The organism is Pseudomonas sp. MWU347 (genome assembly GCF_017947305.1).
Classification (GTDB): Bacteria; Pseudomonadota; Gammaproteobacteria; order Pseudomonadales; family Pseudomonadaceae; genus Aquipseudomonas; species Aquipseudomonas putida_A.
This window is the reverse complement of the sequence record NZ_JAFGZB010000002.1, coordinates 68155-88369: the sequence shown is the minus strand read 5'-3', so window position 1 is coordinate 88369 and position 20215 is coordinate 68155. Positions and strand designations below refer to the sequence as shown.

The 20215-nt window shown below is 60.6% G+C and carries 16 protein-coding genes; 3 read left to right on the top strand and 13 right to left on the bottom strand.

The window, feature by feature from the left end; genetic code table 11:
* Positions 1–43 precede the first annotated feature (43 nt).
* On the bottom strand, positions 44–640 hold the full coding sequence (locus tag KCG87_RS04065) for a MarC family protein (protein ID WP_027613585.1): 597 nt from the start codon (positions 638–640) through the stop codon (positions 44–46).
* 256 nt (positions 641–896) lie between these two features.
* Between KCG87_RS04065 and KCG87_RS04060 the strand changes: the two genes are divergently transcribed.
* Complete coding sequence (locus tag KCG87_RS04060) at positions 897–1682, top strand: hypothetical protein (protein WP_098967026.1); 786 nt, start codon at positions 897–899, stop codon at positions 1680–1682.
* Complete coding sequence (locus tag KCG87_RS04055) at positions 1663–2457, top strand: hypothetical protein (protein ID WP_246881642.1); 795 nt, start codon at positions 1663–1665, stop codon at positions 2455–2457. The genes KCG87_RS04060 and KCG87_RS04055 overlap by 20 nt, the downstream gene beginning before the upstream one ends.
* Positions 2458–2487: 30 nt before the next feature.
* On the opposite strand, the gene KCG87_RS04050 is transcribed toward KCG87_RS04055, so the two are convergent.
* The 12 genes from KCG87_RS04050 to gcbA form a co-directional block, all read right to left on the bottom strand.
* Positions 2488–5262: a hybrid sensor histidine kinase/response regulator gene (locus KCG87_RS04050; RefSeq protein WP_210556650.1), complete on the bottom strand. Its 2775-nt coding sequence runs from the start codon at positions 5260–5262 to the stop codon at positions 2488–2490.
* A gap of 99 nt (positions 5263–5361) precedes the next feature.
* Positions 5362–6657, bottom strand: a complete 1296-nt coding sequence (purD, locus tag KCG87_RS04045) for a phosphoribosylamine--glycine ligase (RefSeq protein WP_210556648.1) — start codon at positions 6655–6657, stop codon at positions 5362–5364.
* Between the two features lie 149 nt (positions 6658–6806).
* Positions 6807–8414 (bottom strand): bifunctional phosphoribosylaminoimidazolecarboxamide formyltransferase/IMP cyclohydrolase, encoded by a 1608-nt coding sequence (gene purH, locus KCG87_RS04040; protein ID WP_134785341.1) that lies wholly within the window; start codon positions 8412–8414, stop codon positions 6807–6809.
* An 82-nt stretch (positions 8415–8496) separates the two neighbouring features.
* Positions 8497–8817: a DNA-binding transcriptional regulator Fis gene (gene fis / locus KCG87_RS04035; protein WP_003221275.1), complete on the bottom strand. Its 321-nt coding sequence runs from the start codon at positions 8815–8817 to the stop codon at positions 8497–8499.
* Positions 8814–9824 (bottom strand): tRNA dihydrouridine synthase DusB, encoded by a 1011-nt coding sequence (gene dusB / locus KCG87_RS04030; RefSeq protein WP_007961945.1) that lies wholly within the window; start codon positions 9822–9824, stop codon positions 8814–8816. The genes fis and dusB overlap by 4 nt, the downstream gene beginning before the upstream one ends.
* Positions 9825–10009: 185 nt before the next feature.
* Complete coding sequence (locus KCG87_RS04025) at positions 10010–11284, bottom strand: DUF3426 domain-containing protein (RefSeq protein ID WP_134785343.1); 1275 nt, start codon at positions 11282–11284, stop codon at positions 10010–10012.
* Positions 11285–11314: 30 nt separating this feature from the next.
* On the bottom strand, positions 11315–12193 hold the full coding sequence (prmA, locus tag KCG87_RS04020) for a 50S ribosomal protein L11 methyltransferase (RefSeq protein ID WP_027613592.1): 879 nt from the start codon (positions 12191–12193) through the stop codon (positions 11315–11317).
* A 267-nt stretch (positions 12194–12460) separates the two neighbouring features.
* Positions 12461–13819 (bottom strand): acetyl-CoA carboxylase biotin carboxylase subunit, encoded by a 1359-nt coding sequence (gene accC, locus KCG87_RS04015; protein WP_045122275.1) that lies wholly within the window; start codon positions 13817–13819, stop codon positions 12461–12463.
* A gap of 17 nt (positions 13820–13836) precedes the next feature.
* On the bottom strand, positions 13837–14298 hold the full coding sequence (gene accB / locus KCG87_RS04010) for an acetyl-CoA carboxylase biotin carboxyl carrier protein (RefSeq protein WP_027613594.1): 462 nt from the start codon (positions 14296–14298) through the stop codon (positions 13837–13839).
* A 48-nt stretch (positions 14299–14346) separates the two neighbouring features.
* Entirely contained in the window at positions 14347–14799 is a 453-nt protein-coding gene (gene aroQ / locus KCG87_RS04005) for a type II 3-dehydroquinate dehydratase (RefSeq protein WP_025111759.1), read from the bottom strand.
* Positions 14800–15051: 252 nt separating this feature from the next.
* Positions 15052–16998 carry a methyl-accepting chemotaxis protein gene (locus KCG87_RS04000; protein WP_210556646.1) on the bottom strand — a complete coding sequence of 649 codons (1947 nt, stop codon included), beginning with the start codon at positions 16996–16998 and terminating at the stop codon, positions 15052–15054.
* A 51-nt stretch (positions 16999–17049) separates the two neighbouring features.
* Entirely contained in the window at positions 17050–18720 is a 1671-nt protein-coding gene (gcbA, locus tag KCG87_RS03995; protein WP_027613596.1) for a diguanylate cyclase GcbA, read from the bottom strand.
* Positions 18721–19146: 426 nt separating this feature from the next.
* Between gcbA and KCG87_RS03990 the strand changes: the two genes are divergently transcribed.
* The gene (locus KCG87_RS03990) at positions 19147–20214 is read left to right on the top strand and encodes a DUF2333 family protein (protein ID WP_007963034.1); all 1068 of its coding nucleotides are present in this window, start codon (positions 19147–19149) and stop codon (positions 20212–20214) included.
* The last annotated feature ends 1 nt before the right edge of the window (position 20215 follow it).

The following is a 20215-nucleotide window of genomic DNA, read 5'->3' as shown; positions in this document are numbered from 1 at the left end:
TCAGACCGGGCTGCGGAGATTTTCCTCCGCAGCCCTTTTTCGTTCAGGACACCAGATAGCCCTTGATCCCGGTAAAGATGATCTGCGCCGCCAGTGCGCAGACGAAAAGGCCCATCAGCCGGCTGACGATCTGCAGGCCCTGATCGCCGAGCACCCGTTCGATGTGATTGGACAGATACAGCACCACCCCTACGGTGAAACTGGCCAGGGTGATGCTCATGATCGCGGTCAGTTTGTCGTCCCAGTGCGGCTGACTGACGCCCATCACCAGCAGGGCGCCAATGGTGCCCGGGCCGACGGTCAGCGGGATGGTCAGCGGGACGATCGTCACGTCCTGTTGCACGTTGTCACTCTGCACCACAGGCTTGCCTTGGGCCATGCCCAACGCCGAAATGAACAGCACGCTGCCGGCACCGATGCGGAATGCGTCCGCAGTGATCCCGAATACATCGAAAATCACCCGCCCGAACAGATAAAGCAAGACGCTGGAGATCAGCGTGGCGATCGCCACTTTCCAGGCCAGGCGCCGCTGTTCCTTGCGCGAGTAGCCACGAGTCAGGCTGATGAAGCAGGACAACACGAAGAACGGGCTGTAGAGCACCAGCATCTTCAGGTAAACGCTGAATAACACGTGGAGCATGAGGGCGACTCGCATCCGGAGAGTGATGACGGCGAGTCTATCAGTCGGTTAGTTGCTTGTGTGTGCAGAAGATTCTGCGCGAGGCAGTCGGTTTTTCGTTTTTTGTTTGATAGTTGTTTTGTGTGATGTTGTTAGTTGCATCTTGTTTGCTGGATAAGATGTTACAGATTTGAGTTTGTGGTGCTGGGCTTGTTTGTTTATTGTTTTCTTGCAAGTTCAAGAGGGGCTTGCCTACTAATTAATAAGGACTTTTATTGTGCATAGTCAAATCGTTAATGAGCTTTATATCTCTTCCTGTATTAACGCGATTGAAGCCTGTGATGTGGGTGCGCCGGTTATTCGCTCTCGTGGCCTGTTGGCTGTAGGGGACGAAATCGAGGCACCGTCGAAAGGCTCTGTTGTCGGCGAAGTCACAATGGGTTTTTCTGGCAAACTTTCGGATCAGAACAAGTCGGATGCCCAGAACGCTCTTCTGTTCGCCACACGTGCAGCGAACAAGCTATACCCCGAAGAGCATCAGGGCCGAGATTGGTATAAGCGGTTCCGTGAGGTGATGACCCTCGCTGGCTGGACGCCTGTCGATCAGTACTACAATGACCTCAGTATCGAAGGCACGAGTGTGCGGATGGACAAGCTGGTACTGGAGATTCTGGGTTCCGTGCTGGCTAATGTTGCACTGCCAGGACCAACCAGCGTTCTGATGCTGAAGGTCGCGGGTGATGCAATCTCGGCCCTGCAAAAACGGGACACTGCTGCGTTGACCGCTTATGAGCGAAATTTGCTGGACCACGGCGTGGGCGGCATCTCCACCGGAGCGTGTGTCGAACTCGACGGTGAGGCAATCATGGCGCTGGGAACGGTGCGTTTTCTGCGCAAGAACACCTCTACCAAAGTGATGTTCGTGGATGTCGATGTTCGTAATGTAAGTTTGTATCGAGCTCAAACTTTCTTTGCCAAAAACACCGACGTCGCCAACGCAGTGCGTGAGACGATCAAGAAAAAGCTGGTGGGTATCGATCAGATTGAAGATATTGATATCTGATAAATCGAAAAAAGCAGTCGAAGGTCGACTGCTTTTTTTTGGGGGCGATTATATGAATTGCAAATATTCCGTTTTGATCGTTGCGGGTGCCGTTGTACTGATTCCGCCGGCAGACAAACCGGAACGCTATCAGGATTTAATAAACTCTCTGTTGTTGGCGCAACTGGCGGCCAACAAGAAACTTGAGAAAGATCCGGGTATTGGCTGGTATGACGTCTACATGGAATTTCTGGACAAATACTGGCTGCGACATTTCAGAGCACGGTTGGATCTGTCCGTCGCACAGGGTAACAGCGTGTCTGTCGTTGACTGGGTGGTCGCTCCTGAGTTCGGGGGTGCTGTGGAGCAATGTGGCGTTGCGAACGCAGTCATGCGTCGACTGGCAGCACTTTCCGCAAGCGAGCCGGCACTAGAGCTGCTGCGTGGTTACATGCAGAAAGGCGCCAGCGATGCAGCGACGGATCAGTCAGATGTTTCCAGAATCATACGGCTGTTGGTGGTCGTGGCGCACTCGCCGATGTCGATGAGCAGCGTCTACATCGAATTTGCGACTGCACGGATTCTCGCTGACAACCCTTTGGCCGAGCTATTCCAGGCTGAGGATATTCGCGGCAGTGTTTGCAGACGCTCTGCCAGTGCCAATTTGTCCGAAACGCTCTATGGGCCGGTTCGCACAGCCATCGCCCTGAAAGTCCAGGACAGGCTTGAAGCTAACGTGGCGTTGTTGAGGCTGATTGAAGACGTTCCAGCCGAAGAGAACGGCGCAGCCGATTGAGTCACGCTCGAACTGGCGTGGTACCCCTGCTTAAAAGGTCGACGCCGTACGGTTCTGCTGATCGCGCTGGGCTACCCAGTGTTCGATCAGCTCGCGCAGTTGCGACAGCTCCACCGGTTTGGCCATGTGGCCATCCATCCCGGCCTGACGCGCACGTTCCTTGTGTTCGGCGAGGATGTGCGCGGTCAGCGCGACGATCGGCGTGCGTATACGCTGATTGCTGACCTCCCACGCCCGTAGCTGCTGGGTCGCCGAGAAGCCATCGAGGATCGGCATTTCGCAGTCCATCAGCACCAGATCATAACGCTGGGCCTTCATCGCCTGCAGGGCCTCTTCGCCGTTGCTGGCGGTGTCCGGTTGCAGGTTGAGTTTACCGAGCATGCCGCGAATCACTTTGGTCGAAATCGTGTTGTCTTCGGCGACCAGAATGCGGAAATCGCTCGGCACCTTGGCCGCCGTCGCGGGAGTGACCACTTGCGGCTGGAACACTACCTGACCTTTATTGCGCTGGTTCAACTCGTCGGCCAGCGTGGTCTTGAGCGTATAGCCGGCCACCGGTTTGGCGAGGATGCGTTTGATCCCGGAGTTGCGCGCGATGATCTTGCTCGGCGCGTTACTGATGCCGGTGAGCATGATCAACAGGATGTCGTGATTGAGGCTCGGGTCTTCCTTGATCTTGGCCGCCAGTTGCATGCCGGTCATGCCGGGCATGTTCTGGTCCAGCAGCACCACATCGAAGTAGTCGCGCAGGTGCGCCTTGGTGCGAAGCAGCGCCAGCGCTTCCTTGCCCGATGGCACGGCGCTGACGTTCAGACCCCAGGCGCTGCATTGCTGCACCAGCACTTTGCGGCAGGTATCGTTGTCGTCCACCACCAGCACGCGCGCACCTTGCAACGGGCCGTCGAGGTCGGAGGTCGGGTGTTCCAGACGATCCGGGTCCAGTGGCAGGGTCAGCCACAATGTGCTGCCCTGATTGGCGCCGCTCTTGATCCCGAACTCGCCGTGCATCAGGCGGATCAGTTGCCGCGCAATCACCAGTCCGAGGTTGCCACCCAGACGGTTGGCCGAGAGGAAGTGTTTGCTGTGCAGTTCGGCGTGCAGCAACGCATCGCGCTCCTCCGGTTCCATCGGCTGACCACTGTCCTGCACGGCGATGCGCAGGCGCGGTTTGACGCTGCGCTCGTCGAGGGCGACGACGATCAGCACTTCGCCTTCGTCGGTTTTCTTCAGGGCGTTTTCCAGCAGGCTCAGCAGGGTCTGGCGCAAGCGGGTCGGGTCGCCGCTGATCACGCGCGGCACTTGCGGCTGGATGAAGCTGATCAGCTCGACGTTCTGTTGTTCGGCCTTGGCCCGGTAGATGCTCAGGCAGTCGTCGATCAGCGCGTTGAGGTCGAACTGCACATCGTCCAGTTCGATCTGTCCGGATTCGAGCTTGGAAATGTCGAGAATCTCGTTGATCAACGTCAGCAGTTCGTTGCCGGCACTGTGGATGGTTTGCACGTAATCGCGTTGCTTGACCGACAGTGGCGTGCCCAGCAACAGCTCGGTCATGCCCAGCACGCCGTTCATCGGGGTGCGGATTTCGTGGCTGATCTTGGCGAGGAATTCGGCTTTGGCGTTGATCTCGGCATTGCTCGCGGCAAGATCGCGGCTGATGCTGAACCGGCTTTCGGTGATGCTGCGCTGGCGTTCACCCAAGGCGATGCTCATCAGCAAGCCACTGATGCAGATGAAACCCATCAGGGTCATGATCAGGCCTTGCGGCGCCACCAGGGTCAGCCCCAGCAGGGCCGGCAAAATAATCAGCGTACCGATGTTGAACACCACCATCCCGGCAACGAACAGCCGCGCCGGGCGATAACCTTTTTGCCAGTGATAGAAGCCGACCAGCAACATGCTCAGACCGGCCAGCGCCACCAGCGCGTAGGTGATGATGTTCAGCGGCAGGGTGTTGACGAATAACAGCAGCAGGCTGCAGATCACGATGAACAGAATGTCGCCCAGCAACAGTTTGTTCAGCGGGTGCGGGCCGAGCGGGGCGAAGAAGCGCAGGGCGAACATCAGCCCGGCCGGGGCGGTCAGCAGCAACGCCAGATAGGCGCCCGGGGTCTGGATCGCGTGCCAGTTCGGCAACCACGGGCCGGCGAGGTTGAGCAACAGCAACAGACTCAGGCCCAGCAGCCCTTCGCAGACCGCCAGCCACAGGCTGCTACGCGAGCGGGAGTAGGCGTAGCGCACGATGTTGTGCAGCAGCAACATGCCGAGGCAGCCGAACAGCAGACCGAAGATCAGCGTCTGGTTCTGGTTGGCGGCACTCATCACCGCCGATTGCAGGGTGATGTGCGGGCGCAGCTGATGGTCGGAAACCATCCGCAGATAAACGTCGAGGGACTTGTCGCTTTGCGGCAGTGGCAGCAGGAAGTCGCTGCTCGGCAGTGGCCGCTCGACCTGCGGCTGATGGGTGCCGGAAGTGCGTTGCTCGATCAGTTTGTCCCCGTCCAGCACGTAGAGGCTGAGGTTGGACAGGTCGGGAGCGAAGATCCGCAGCACCTGCTCGTGCTTGCCCGGCGCCAGTTTGAAGCGCAGCCAGAGTGCACCATCGGGCTCGGCCGCCGTGAGGCGATCAAGTTCGATGGGACTGAATTGATTGGTGTAGCGCGCCGAGCGGATGTCGCTCAGTTGCAGATTACCCTGATCGTCAAGCAATACCGACCAGCCACTGCCTTGCGCGGCCAGAGCCGGAAGCATGCAGAGCAAGGTCAGCAACGTGACGGTGAAACTTATGGCAATCCTGAGCCAGCGCACGGCGAAATCCCTTCGTAGGTTGATGCCAGAATATAACGATGCGCGGCGGCGGAACAGCCCGGCGAGGGACTGCATCCCGCGCCGGACGTGAAGGACAGCTTATTCCTGGGTTTCGCCACGTTCACGGGCAATGGCGCGGTAGCCAATGTCCTTGCGGTAGAAGCAGCCTTCCCAGTCGATGGCAGCGGCCAGCTTGTAGGCTTGCTGCTGCGCTTCGCTGACACTGGCGCCCATGGCGGTGGCGCAGAGTACGCGACCACCGGCCGTCACCACGTTGCCATCCTTCAGCGCCGTACCGGCGTGGAAGACTTTGCCTTCCAGGCCTGCGGCAGTGTCCAGGCCGTTGATCACCGCGCCCTTGGCGTAGTCGCCCGGGTAGCCGCCGGCGGCCAGCACGATGCCAACGCTCGGACGTGGATCCCACTGTGCTTCAACCTTGTCCAGCGCTTGCGCCAGAGCGGCTTCGACCAGCAGCACCAGGCTCGACTGCAGACGCAGCATCACCGGTTGGGTTTCCGGGTCACCGAAGCGGCAGTTGAATTCAATGACTTTCGGGTTGCCGGCCTTGTCGATCATCAGACCGGCGTACAGGAAACCGGTGTAGACGTTGCCTTCTTCGGCCATGCCGCGCACGGTCGGCCAGATCACCTGATCCATCACGCGCTGGTGCACTTCGGCGGTGACCACCGGGGCAGGGGAGTAGGCACCCATGCCGCCGGTGTTCGGGCCGCTGTCGCCGTCGCCAACACGTTTGTGGTCCTGGCTGGTGGCCATCGGCAGGACGTTCTTGCCGTCGACCATGACGATGAACGAGGCTTCTTCGCCGTCGAGGAATTCTTCGATCACCACGCGCGAACCGGCGTCGCCGAAGGCGTTGCCGGCGAGCATGTCGCGCACGGCGTCTTCGGCTTCGGCCAGGGTCATGGCAACGATCACGCCTTTACCGGCGGCCAGGCCATCGGCCTTGATCACGATCGGTGCGCCTTTTTCACGCAGGTAAGCCAGGGCCGGCTCGATCTCGGTGAAGTTCTGGTAGTCGGCGGTCGGGATCTTGTGACGCGCGAGGAAATCCTTGGTGAAGGCTTTCGAGCCTTCCAGCTGTGCAGCGCCGGCGGTCGGGCCGAAGCAGTCCAGGCCACGGGAGCGGAACAGATCGACCACGCCTGCCACCAGCGGCACTTCCGGGCCGACGATGGTCAGGGAAACGTTTTTCTCGGCGAAGTCGGCCAGTTGCTCAAGGGCCAGCACGTCGATGGCGACGTTTTCGCACTTGGCTTCAATCGCGGTACCGGCGTTGCCCGGCGCGACGAAAACCTTCTGCACGCGCGGATCCTGAGCCACTTTCCAGGCCAGGGCGTGTTCACGGCCACCGCTGCCAATGATCAAAACATTCATTTCAAAAACCTCAAAAATCTGTCAGGCGCTGCTGGAGCGCTTTATGTGGGAGCGGGCTTGCTCGCGAAAGCGGTGTGTCAGGCAAAACGGCTGTTGCTGACAGATTGCATTCGCGAGCAAGCCCGCTCCCACATTTGGATCGAGTGGAATCAGTGACGGAAGTGGCGCATGCCGGTGAACACCATGGCGATACCGGCTTCGTCAGCGGCAGCGATCACTTCAGCATCACGCATCGAGCCGCCTGGCTGGATCACTGCAGTGATGCCAACCTTGGCCGCGTTGTCCAGACCGTCGCGGAACGGGAAGAACGCGTCCGAGGCCATCACCGAACCGGCCACTTGCAGACCGGCGTGCTCAGCCTTGATCGCGGCGATACGCGCGGAGTTTACGCGGCTCATCTGGCCGGCGCCGACACCGATGGTCTGACGGTTCTTGGCGTAGACGATGGCGTTGGACTTGACGTACTTGGCGACTTTCCAGGCGAAGATCAGGTCGTGGATTTCCTGTTCGGTCGGTGCGCGCTTGGTCACCACTTTCAGGTCGTCGGCGCCGATCATGCCGATGTCGCGGCTCTGCACCAGCAGGCCACCGTTGACGCGCTTGTAGTCCCAGGCCGGAACGCGATCCGCCGACCACTCGCCACAGGCCAGCAGGCGCACGTTGGCTTTGGCGGCGACGATGGCGCGAGCTTCTGCGCTGACGCTTGGCGCGATGATCACTTCCACGAACTGACGCTCGACGATCGCCTTGGCAGTCTCGGCATCCAGTTCACGGTTGAACGCGATGATGCCGCCGAAGGCCGACTCGGTGTCGGTGGCGTAGGCCAGTTCGTAGGCCTGACGGATACCGCCTTCGGCATCCGGGCTCACCGCCACGCCGCACGGGTTGGCGTGCTTGACGATCACGCAGGCCGGCTTGACGAAGCTCTTCACGCATTCCAGCGCGGCGTCGGTGTCGGCCACGTTGTTGTACGACAGCTCTTTGCCTTGCAGTTGGGTCGCGGTGGCGATACCGACTTCGGCAGGCTTGGCTTCCACGTAGAACGCCGCGCTCTGGTGCGGGTTCTCGCCGTAGCGCATTTCCTGAGCCTTGATGAACTGGCTGTTGAAGGTGCGCGGGAATTCGCTGCGGCCTTCGGTGCTCAGCACGTCGGCAGCCTGATTCACGGTGCCCATGTAGTTGGCGATCATGCCGTCGTAGGCAGCGGTGTGTTCGAAGGCCTTGAGCATCAGGTCGAAACGCTGAGCGTAGGTCAGGCCACCGGCCTTGAGGTTTTGCAGAACGTTGGCGTAATCGCTGGCATTCACCACGATCGCCACGTCTTTATGGTTTTTCGCTGCCGAACGAACCATGGTCGGGCCGCCGATGTCGATGTTCTCGATAGCGGTCGGCAGGTCACAGCCTGGCTTGTTGATGGTGGCTTCGAACGGGTACAGGTTGACTGCAACCAGGTCGATCGGCTTGATGCCGTGCTCGTTCATGATCGCGTCGTCGATACCGCGACGACCGAGGATTCCGCCGTGGATTTTCGGGTGCAGGGTTTTCACCCGACCGTCCATCATCTCCGCGAAACCGGTGTAATCCGCGACTTCCACTGCGGCAACACCGTTGTCGCGCAGCAGCTTGAACGTTCCGCCGGTGGAGAGGATCTCGACGCCGAGGGCTTCAAGCTCCTTGGCGAATTCGAGGATCCCGGTCTTGTCGGAAACGCTGATCAAGGCGCGGCGGATCGGCAGGCGGGTAGTCTGGTCGGTCATCTCAATTTCCATCAAAAGCAAAGGAAGTCAGCAAAAAAGGCGACCGGTTTTACGCGGGCGCCTTTCTGGTTTGATTGAATGCTTACAGCAGATCGTACTGCTTGAGTTTCTTGCGCAGCGTGCCGCGGTTGAGTCCGAGCAGCTCGCTGGCCTTGGTCTGGTTGCCCTTGACGTAGTTCATCACGCTTTCGAGCAGGGGAGCCTCGACTTCGGAGAGCACCAGGTTGTACACATCCGTGACGGACGCGCCCTCAAGGTGGGCGAAATAATTGTGCAGCGCCTTCTCGACACTCCCGCGAAGGGTCTGACCTTCTTCGCTCGGGGTATTGAGGTGCTGTTTCAAATTCACGTTGTCGCTCACGGGTGCTGTTCCACTCACTAAAGTCTCGGTCATCATCGTCATGCGGCCACCCCTTCTTCGTCCCCTGTCAGGCTCTTGTAACGCTCGGCGAAGAACTCCCGAACGTTGGCGCATTGTGTTTCCGTACCATCCAAACGATTGAAGTGGGCGCGAAACTCCCTGGCGCCCGGCAAGGTTGCGAGATACCAGCCCACATGCTTGCGGGCAATACGGACGCCCATCACATCCCCATAGAAGGCGTGAAGTGCGGCCAGATGCTCCAGCAGGATGCGTTCCACTTCGCTCAGCTCCGGCGCCGGCAATTTCTCGCCGGTACGCAGGAAGTGTTCGATCTCGCGAAAAATCCATGGCCGCCCCTGGGCAGCCCGGCCTATCAGCAGGCCATCGGCACCGGTCGCGTCAAGCACGTAACGGGCCTTTTCCGGCGAATCGATATCGCCATTGGCAAACACCGGGATCGACACCGCCTGCTTGATCGCGGCAATCGTGTCGTACTCGGCTTCGCCGGTGTACAGATCGGCGCGCGTGCGGCCATGCACGGCCAGCGCGGTGATCCCGGCCTGCTCGGCGATCTTCGCCACAGTCAGGCCGTTCTTGTTGTCGCGATCCCATCCGGTGCGGATCTTCAGGGTCACCGGCACATCCACTGCAGCGACGACGGCCTGCAGGATCTCGGTCACCAGTGCTTCGTCTTTCAATAACGCGGAGCCGGCGGCCTTGTTGCAGACCTTCTTTGCCGGGCAACCCATGTTGATATCAATAATCTGTGCGCCCAGTTCGACGTTGGCCCGTGCCGCGTCCGCCAGCATCTGCGCATCGCCACCGGCAATCTGCACCGAGCGTGGCTCGGGATCGCCTTCGTGGATCATGCGCATGCGCGACTTGCGGGTATTCCACAGGCTCATGTCACTGGTGACCATTTCCGAGACTACAAGCCCTGCGCCCAAACGCTTGCACAGCTGACGAAAGGGCTGGTCGGTGACGCCCGCCATCGGGGCGAGAATCAAACCGTTCTGCAATGTATATGGGCCGATGCGTACCGCCGACATAGGACTTCCCTGAAGTGGGGCCGGATCATGAGAGTTCGAAAAAGGGTTGGCATGATACCCGCTCTCGATGACTGGATAAAGGCTGAATTGAACAAAATCTGAACAGTTATTCTGTTATTACCAGCGGTTTGGTGGGCGCGGGCGAAGTCAGAAAACTGCCGTCAAACCTGAAGCGATGAAGCGATTCACTCGGGCGAGTGGAAACTCAGGCTGTAATTCACCGCTTTGGGGCCTGGATCAAGGATATCCAGCGCGATGTGGATCGGCGTCTGCGGCGGCATTTCCGCCATGCCCTCAAGGTCGCCGTTGAGGTATTCGCCGGGTTTGAAGCGACGACTGGCGATCAGATGACCGTTGAGGTCAGCGAAGCGTAGCTCCAGCAACGGAAATGGCTGGGAGAACGTCGCCCGGTTGTAGATGATCGCATCCACCACCAGCGCCCCGCTGAATTCCGGATGGCTGCGCACCACCAGATTGCTGCTTTTGATTTTGCCGATGTCGACCTTGGACGGCACCGTGCAGCCGATCTGCGGGCAGAACTGCTGAAACCATGGGCGGTACTGATCCTGCCGCGCCAGTTCATCGAAGTGATAGGCAATGTACTGGCCGGCCAGACCGGCGGCAGCTAGCAGCACCAGCAAAGCCCAGAGCAGACGCCGGCCCCAGGGCGAACGGCGTTTCTGCCAGTCCAGTTGCAGCGGGTCGTCGGTCAGGTCCTGCAACACCTCGGCGCGTTGACGTTTTTTGCGCAGCGGTTCGACCGATGGCAAGTCGTCATCGTCCGGCTCGACGTTGGCCGACAGGCGTTCACGACGGGCATTCGGATCGATCGGGTCGTGCAGGCGCAGTTGCGGGATCGGCGGTTCATCGTCCAGATCCACCGGCTCCAGCGACAGGGAAGGCTCGGTGCGCGCGGTGTTTAGCGGTTCCGGTTCGACGGCATCTGGCTCGACGTCATCTTCGGGCTCGGGCAGACGTTCATCGTCGCGTGCGCTGAACAGGCTGTCGCGCCACTCCGTTTCATCGGCTTCAGGGCTGTCGCGGCGGGCGCTCAGGGACTCTTCGCGCTGACGACCGAATTCGGTGGTCGGCTGGATTTCCCGTTGTTCGAGGCGGGCGAGTTCTTCGTCCAGATCGAGGCTGTCCAGGTCCAGCTCGCTGGCGCTCCATTGCTTTTGGCTGATGGCGCGCGGCGCGGGCGGTTCGTCATTGACGGGCGCTTCGACCACTGGCGGCGGCTCGCTGACCACCGCCTGAGACGGTGCTGGCTGGACAATGGACGGCGCCACCGGAGTGACCGCTTCCTTGCCGGCGTGTTGTTCCAGCAGCTGTTTGGCGGCGTTGAACACTTGCAGGCAGGAGCCACAGCGAACCACCCCGCGGGCCACGCTCAACTGAGCATGGCTGACGCGGAAGCTGGTTTGGCAATGCGGGCACTGGGTGACGAAGCTGTCGGTCATGCGGCGATCCGGTTTATGCAGGCGGTCATTCTAGCGCCGACGGCCGGTGATACGCACCCAGCCATCGCGATTGGCGATCGGGTCCAGATCAAAGTCCTGCGCATAGGCGGCAGCGACTTCTTCACCTTGTTCGGCGAGGATGCCTGACAGTGCCAGACGACCGCCGGTTTTCACCAGGCCGGACAGCTGCGGCGCCAGGGAAACCAGCGGGCCGGCCAGAATGTTGGCCACCAGCACGTCGGCTTTGACCTGCGGCAAATCTTCCGGCAGGTACAGCGGGAACAGCTCGTCGGCAATATTGTTGCGCCCGGCGTTGTCGCGCGAGGCTTCCAGCGCCTGCACGTCGATGTCGGTGCCGACGGCTTCTTTCGCGCCGAGCAGCAGGGCGGCGATCGCCAGAATTCCCGAGCCGCAGCCGAAGTCCAGGACGTTGCAGTCTTTCAGGTCCTGACCGTCGAGCCATTCCAGGCACAGGGCGGTGGTCGGGTGGGTGCCGGTGCCGAACGCCAGGCCCGGATCCAGCAACAGATTGACCGCGTCAGGCTCGGGCGCGGCGTGCCAGCTCGGCACGATCCACAGGCGCTGACCGAAACGCATTGGCTGGAAGCCGTCCATCCAGCTGCGTTCCCAGTCCTGGTCTTCGATGACTTCGCTGTGATGCTCGGGCAGCGGACTGCCGGTCAGCAGTTCCAGATGCGCGAGCACCGGCGCAGGCTCGGTGCCGCCCTCGAACAGGGCCAGCAGGTGCGTGTGCGCCCACAGTGGGGTGGTGTTGAGTTCCGGCTCGAAGATCGGCTGATCTTCGGCGTCCATGAAGGTCACCGAAACGGCGCCGACTTCAAGGAAAGCGTCTTCGTAGGTTTCGGCTTGTTCCGGGCTGATGGCGAGACGTACTTGCAGCCAAGGCATGGCGGGCACCTTTGAAAAAATATGATTGCAGCCTAGCGGCCAGCGAGAAGCGCGCAAGTTTACGCGAGCGCAGGCGGTTTGTGGGAGAGACTTGAAACGCCATTCCCTTGTAGGAGTGAGCCTGCTCGCGATGGCGATGGTGCTGTCGACACATATGCTGGATGTGCCGGCCTCATCGCGAGCAGGCTCACTCCTACAGGGGTTTATGTAATCTGCAGAAACAACAAAGCCGCCCGAAGGCGGCTTTGTCAGGTGCGGACTTGAAGCTTAGTGCTTCTCGCCAGCCAGCTTGTGCTCGAGGTAGTGAATGTTCACGCCCCCTTTGCAGAAGCCTTCGTCGCGGGTCAGATCACGGTGCAGCGGGATGTTGGTCTTGATCCCGTCAACCACGATCTCGTCCAGGGCATTACGCATGCGCGCCATGGCTTCGTCGCGGGTGGCGCCGTAAGTGATCAGCTTGCCGATCAGCGAGTCGTAGTTCGGCGGAACTGCATAACCGCTGTACAGGTGCGAATCGACGCGAACGCCGTTGCCGCCTGGGGCGTGGAAATGCTTGACCGTGCCCGGGCTCGGCATGAAGGTTTTCGGGTCTTCAGCGTTGATCCGGCACTCCAGCGAGTGACCGCGGATCACCACGTCATCCTGCGTGAACGACAGCTTGTTGCCAGCGGCGATGCTGAGCATCTCCTTGACGATGTCGATACCGGTGACCATTTCCGAAACCGGGTGCTCCACCTGAACACGGGTGTTCATTTCGATGAAGTAGAAACGACCGTTCTCGTACAGGAACTCGAAGGTACCAGCGCCACGGTAGCCGATGTCGATGCACGCCTTGACGCAGCGAGCCAGAACTTCCTGACGCGCCTGCTCGTCGATGCCCGGTGCCGGCGCTTCTTCGAGAACCTTCTGGTGACGGCGTTGCAGCGAGCAATCGCGGTCGCCCAGATGGATGGCGTGACCCTGGCCGTCGGACAGTACCTGAACTTCGACGTGACGCGGGTTGGTCAGGAATTTTTCCAGATAGACCATCGGGTTGCCGAACGCCGCGCCAGCTTCGGAGCGGGTCAGTTTCGCCGAGGCGATCAGGTCTTCTTCCTTGTGCACCACGCGCATGCCGCGACCACCACCGCCGCCTGCGGCCTTGATGATCACCGGGTAGCCGACTTCACGACCGATGCGCAGCGCCGTTTCTTCGTCTTCCGGCAGCGGGCCGTCGGAACCTGGAACGGTAGGCACGCCTGCTTCGATCATCGCGTGCTTGGCCGATACCTTGTCGCCCATCAGGCGAATGGTGTCGGCTTTCGGGCCGATGAAGGCGAAGCCGGAGTTCTCGACCTGCTCGGCGAAATCGGCGTTTTCCGCGAGGAAACCGTAGCCTGGGTGAATGGCGGTAGCGCCAGTCACTTCAGCGGCAGCGATGATGGCCGGGATGTGCAGGTAGGACTGAGCGGCAGAAGCCGGGCCGATGCAGACGGACTCGTCTGCCAGACCCAGGTGCATCAGCTCTTTGTCGGCCTTGGAGTAAACGGCGACGGTCTTGATGCCCATCTCTTTGCAGGCACGCAGAATCCGCAGGGCGATCTCACCGCGGTTAGCGATCAGAACTTTTTCCAACTTCGCAGTCATCAAAGGCTCTCCGCAGTTCAAACGATGGTGAACAGCGGTTGGTCGTACTCAACCGGCTGGCCGTCTTCGACGAGGATGGATTCGATCACACCGCTGGTTTCAGCTTCGATGTGGTTCATCATCTTCATGGCTTCGACGATGCACAGGGTGTCGCCTTTCTTCACGGTCTGGCCGACTTCAACGAAGGCTGGCGAGGTTGGCGAAGATTTACGGTAGAAGGTGCCTACCATTGGCGAGCGGGCCACGGTGCCGTTCAGTGCAGGAGCAGCAGCGGCAGCCGGAGCGGCAGCAGCTACTGGAGCAGCGGCGGCAGGCGCAGCGGCCGGAGCCTGCATCGGCGCCGGAGCGTAGTACTGCTGAGCCGGGGTCTTGCTGTGACGGCTGATGCGTACGGACTCTTCGCCTTCCTTGATCTCGAGCTCGTCGATGCCGGACTCTTCCAGCAATTCGATCAGTTTCTTAACTTTACGGATATCCATGAATCATCAACTCCCAAGGGTCGGTCAGGGGCGTTTAACGCTTGTGGTTCAAGTCGTTGCCTGTGTTTCAAGCTGTTCTAGTGCGGCCTCCAGGGCCAGTCGGTAACCGCTGGCGCCAAGGCCGCAGATCACTCCTACCGCTACATCGGAGAAGTAAGAGTGATGGCGGAAAGGTTCGCGCTTGTGCACGTTGGACAAATGCACTTCGATGAATGGGATGCTCACTCCCAGCAGCGCGTCACGTAATGCGACGCTTGTGTGCGTAAAAGCTGCTGGATTGATCAGAATGAAATCGACACCCTCACCGCGAGCGGCGTGGATGCGGTCGATCAATTCGTACTCGGCATTGCTTTGCAGGTGCAGCAGATGATGGCCGGCTTCACGGGCGCGGCGCTCCAGATCCTGATTGATCTGCGCCAGGGTCGTTGAACCGTAAGTGCCGGGTTCACGGGTGCCGAGCAGGTTCAGGTTGGGGCCGTGCAGCACCAGTAGCGTCGCCATCTGCGTGTTCCTTGTTATGAATGAGCAGTCGTCAGAACCCGGCGACTATGCCGCAAAGGCTTTGTGACTGTCCAGTTCTCTGCAATAGCCAGCACGATGACCGATGTTTGCGCGAAATTTGTGACTGAGTGATTTGATCCGGTCATTCCGCAAGATTTGCGCTGATGCGAATGACGCTATCGCGAGCAGGCTCACTCCTACAGTTGGAATGCGTTCCCTTGTAGGAGTGAGCCTGCTCGCGATAGCGGCCTGTCAGACGCGGAATGCCTGAACGGCGGTATGCAATTGCCCACCCAACTCCAGCAGATTCTCACCCTGCTCACGCCCGCGGCCGATACGCAGCAGGTTAGCCCCGCCCAATTGATGGATCCGCTCGCTGTGATCACGGATCTCGCTGACCGCGCCGCTCTGCTGGGCGGTGATGTCGGCGATGCGGATCGCCGTGTCGGAAATGGTCTGGATCGCGCCAACGATCTTGTCCAGCGCGCCGTCCGCCGCTTGTGCCTGACTGGCAGTGGCTTCGGCGTGTTCGACTTGCGCGCGCATGCCTTCGACCGATTGTCGGGCAGCAGTTTGCAGGCCGGCGATCAGTGTCTGGATCTCTGCCGTGGCGCCCGCCGTGCGTTGCGCCAGTGAGCGCACTTCTTCGGCCACCACCGCAAAACCACGGCCCATTTCCCCGGCCCGCGCCGCTTCGATCGCCGCATTCAGCGCCAGCAGGTTGGTCTGGTCGGCGATCGAGCGGATCACCGTCAGTACGCCGCCAATGGTCGCCGACTCTTCGGCCAGATGCTCGATCATCTGCGCATTACCCTGGACTTCGCCGACCAGTGCGTGCAGCCCGGTGAGGCTCTGGCCGATCACGGCTTGTCCGTGCTCGACGGCAAGGCCCGCATGGCGACTGGCATCGGCTGCCTGTCGTGCATCGCCAGCGACCTGCTGAATCGTCGCTTCAAGCTCACCCAGCGAATCGCGGATCAGCGCGGTGTCGCCCGCCTGATGCTCGGCGCCGCTGTGCAGGTCGTTGCTCAGTTCGGCCAGCGTACGGCTGCTGCCGGCCACCTGTTCGGCATTGCCGCGAATCGTGCCGACCAGATCCACCAGATACGCGCGCAGGCGGTTCAGCGACGCTTCGATGTCATGCAGTTCGCGGTTGGTCTTGCCCAACTGAATGTCGCGACTGAAATCGCCCTCGGCCCAGGTCGACAGCGCCGGGGCGAGGTTGGTCAGGGTGCGGGCGAGGCGCCGCTGCAGGGTGTCGATCAGCAGCGCGATCAACAGAATCAGGCCGATCATCACGCCCTGCATCAGGCGCACTTCGCCCTGAATCTGCCCGTGCTGGGCGCGTACCACCGGCTCAAGCCCGGCGATCGCCTGTTGCACGGCGGCGATCTTCAAATGGGTCGCGGTGCTCAGGTCGGTGCGTTTCTGGATCTGCTCGCGGGTGCGTGCCAGCTCCGCCGGGTAGCGACCGAGCAGGCTGTTAAGTTCACGCTTGAGGCCGACCCCGGCGTCTTCGGCTGCGGCTTTTTCTGTGCTTTCGATGCCCATCATCGCGGCGAAATCATCACTGCCGGATTCATGCTTGGCGACCACGCCGAGCAGGGGCAGGGCGTCGATGGCCTGAGCCTGGGTGCGGATGTTGTCGACTTCGCGCTCGACGTCGGCGGCCAATTCACTACGGCCGCTGCTGACCAGTTTGTCGCGGGCCAGCGACAGCTTGCCCAGGTGCTGCGAAGCGACCAGCAGCGGCGTCAGGTAAGACGCGTTGCCATTGGCGTAGGTGCTGAGTTGATCGAGGCTGGCGCTCAGTTCGCGTTCGGCTTGCAGCAGCAGTGCTTGCGGATCACCGGCCAGTTTGCCGGCGGCGAGCAGGTCGGTTTTGCTGAACTCTTCGAGGCTCGACAGACTTGGTCGCAGGGTCTCGGCCAGTGCCGGAGGCAGTTCGCCGAGCTCCTTCTGCAGGCCGTCGATGGCTTGGCTGGCGCTGCTCAGGCGCAGGGCGTCGCCGCTGGCGAGGTAGTCCTCGACATTGCGCGCCACGTCATTCTGAAATTGCTGCGACAGGCCGAGGTAGCGCTCCATCAACAGATACGGACGCTCCAAGGCTTTTTGCGACCACCACAGCGTCGCGCCGAGCGCCACGCAGACGGCGACCAGCAGCAGAGTGTTGAGATTGGTGAGCAACTTCAGGCGCATGACGGCTACCAACGGCAGAAATGGTAAGCGCCTGAATTTATTGCGGTTCTGTTACAGGGTTATGACCGAATCGGTGGATTCCGATGAAAAGGTGGCACTTTGCTTTGAGTCGCGTGCGGTCTGCACTCGATTGCGTCCGGCACCTTTGGCGCGGTACAGCGCTTCGTCGGCCTGGCTGGCCATCATCAGGCTGTCGGAATCCTCGTGCATTTCCACCACGCCGGCGCTGAAGGTGCACCACAAATCGTGCGGTTGCGCCGGGTAGTGGATTTCGGCGAAGCGCTGGCGGATCTCGTCGAGCACTTTGTGCGCCGCTTCTATGTCGGTGTCGGGCATGACGATGGCGAATTCCTCGCCACCGTACCGGCCGATAAAGTCGGTCTTGCGCAGGCGTTGCTTGAGGAACAGCGCCAGGCTCTTGATCACTCGGTCGCCCATCGGATGGCCGTGACTGTCATTGACTCGCTTGAAGTGGTCGATGTCGAGCATGGCAAAGCTCAGCGGCTTGTTCTCGCGACGGGCGCGGAACGAGCAGTCTTCGAGCAATTGCAGGATGTGCGTGTGGTTGTACAGGCCGGTGAGGCTGTCGCGGACCATGCGTGCCTTGAGATTGCGCGCGCGGGCGGCGCGGTTGCGCACAGTCGTAATCAGATGCCGAGGCTTGATCGGTTTGGTCAGGAAATCGTCGCCGCCCTCGCTCATGGCGTCGAGCTGTTTATCCAGATCGTCCTCGGCCGAAAGATAAATGATCGGCACGCTGACGTAGCGGTCGTTGTGGCGAATGACCTTGGCCAGTTCGGTGCCGGTGCAGGCCGGCATGTACATGTCGAGGATGATCAGATCCGGCTGGAAGTCCGCCAGTTCTGCCATCGCCTGGATCGGTTCGATCAGGGTGCGTGTGACGATTCCGGCGCTGTTGAGCAGGCGCTCGGTGTGCAAGGCCTGGGCGCGGGAGTCGTCGATGATCAGCACTTTATAAGGTTCATACTGGGCGACGCAGGTCAGGACTTCGATCTTCTCCAGCAAGCTCGACGCTTCGAGGGTGCCGGTGAGGAATTCCTGGCCACCGGCGCGCACGGCGGCGAGGCGGGTAGGGGTGTCGGTTTCGTGCAGGCTGAAAAACAACAGCGGCAGCGGTTCTTCCAGGCCGACCTGGGCTTCGGCAGCCAGCTGCAAGCCGACGCCTGCGCCGCTGAAGTCCACGTCCATGACGATCGCGGCGGGCAAGCGCTCGACCATCGAGGAGCGAAATGCCGCGACACTGTCCAGCGCCTGCGCGGTCAGTCCGAAAAATTCCAGCTGCTTGGCCAGCCGCTCGGCGCGGTCGTGATCCTGCAACATGACGTAGATCGGTTTGCGCAGCGGCGGCAGGAAGGTTTGGTCGAGTTGATCGCCATGGCGCAGACCGGTGCGCGACAGACGCTGCATCAAACGATTGAGGTCAGTGATCAGGCCGCTGCTCAGGCGTCCGCGATTGGCGTCCACCGCTTCCAGCGACTGACCGATATGACGCGCGAGTTGCGTGTGCTCGGGCTGCTCGAAGCGCTCGGCAAAACGCAGCAGGCGCAGATTGGCCTCGCTCAGTTCGGCGAGGTCGGCGGTGGACCACTCACTGCGTTGCAGGCGCTGCCATATCTCAAGAATCTGACGTGCCTGATGAATTACCCGCTGGGCAAAGTGGTGCTTGAGGCGCTCACGGCTGGGGTCTTCTGGCTCGGTCATATCCTGACTACTAGTTAGGGCGCATGCTGAGATCGACTGGTGGCTCTATGCTAGCACCTCTTTTCCCTTATATGAGTGTCGTGCATCAATAATCTGCGGTGCTGCACAATTCAGTTTCTGACCGGGCGGTTTCGGATTGAACCTGTTCGTCGGTGAGCCTCCCGTAAACCGGGAGTATGGCGCTGATCGACGGGTCAAAACGCTTGTGTGCATAACGCTGCGCTGTAGACAGGCGCTGATCTGCCATGGCCTGTTCCGGGGCGTCTTTGGTGATAGTGCATCAGGGAAACCCCTAGAGAGTTCGCGGGGCGATGTCGCGCGTTCCGTGGATTTTCTGCTTCTCTTCAATGGCGGGTGCCGGCCTTGGCACGTTGTTGTATGGTTGTGGTCGAACCGTTGAACCCAAGTGATTGAAAGGATATCGCCATGCTGGACTGGAAGAACCGCGCGGGCAGCGCGCCTGAACGTGCCGCTGAGCCGAAGTCGGCCACCCGCAGCTATGTGGGCGGGCTGTTGTTCAGCCGCGCGCTGGCCACGCTGATCGGCATTTATCTGCTGGTGACCATCGGCCTGGGCTGGTACTGGAGCCAGGAGCCGGCGCTGTTTCCGGTGGCACAAAACGCCCAGGCGGCTGCCGAGAAAGAAGGCAAGCAGATGGTCGTCGGCTACACCACGGTCGAAACCCTCAAGACCGTTGCCGGTACGTTGCTGAACAAACCTGGCGGCTACATTTCCAACGACCGTTTTCCGCCTGGCCTGTGGATGGACAACACACCGAGCTGGGAATACGGCGTGCTGGTGCAGGTGCGTGACCTGACTCGTGCCCTGCGTAAGGACTTTGCCCGTTCGCAGTCGCAGTCGGCCGAAGATGCCGATCTGGCCAAGGCCGAACCGCGTTTCAACTTCGACAACAAGAGCTGGATCCTGCCGTCGAGCGAATCGGAATATCAGGAAGGCATCAACTCCCTGAGCCGTTACCAGGCGCGTCTGTCTGATCCAACGCAGAAAAACGCCTTGTTCTACGCCCGCGCCGACAACCTCAACAACTGGCTGGGCGATGTCGGCACCCGTCTGGGTTCGCTGTCGCAACGCCTTTCGGCCAGTGTCGGCCGGGTCAAGCTCAACACCGCGCTGAAAACCGAAGTGCCGGCGGTTGGTGAAGTACCGCAGGTTGACGAGGAAGTCGTCGAAACCCCGTGGATGCAGATCGACAATGTGTTCTATGAAGCGCGTGGTCAGGCCTGGGCGCTGTCGCACCTGTTGCGCGCCATCGAAGTGGACTTTGCCGATGTGCTGGCGAAAAAGAACGCCACGGTCAGCGTGCGTCAGATCATCCGTGAACTGGAAGCATCGCAGGAGCCGGTCTGGAGCCCGATGATCCTCAATGGCAGCGGCTTCGGCGTGCTGGCCAACCACTCGCTGGTCATGGCCAACTACATTTCCCGGGCCAACGCCGCAGTGATCGATCTGCGTCAATTGCTCAATCAGGGCTGAG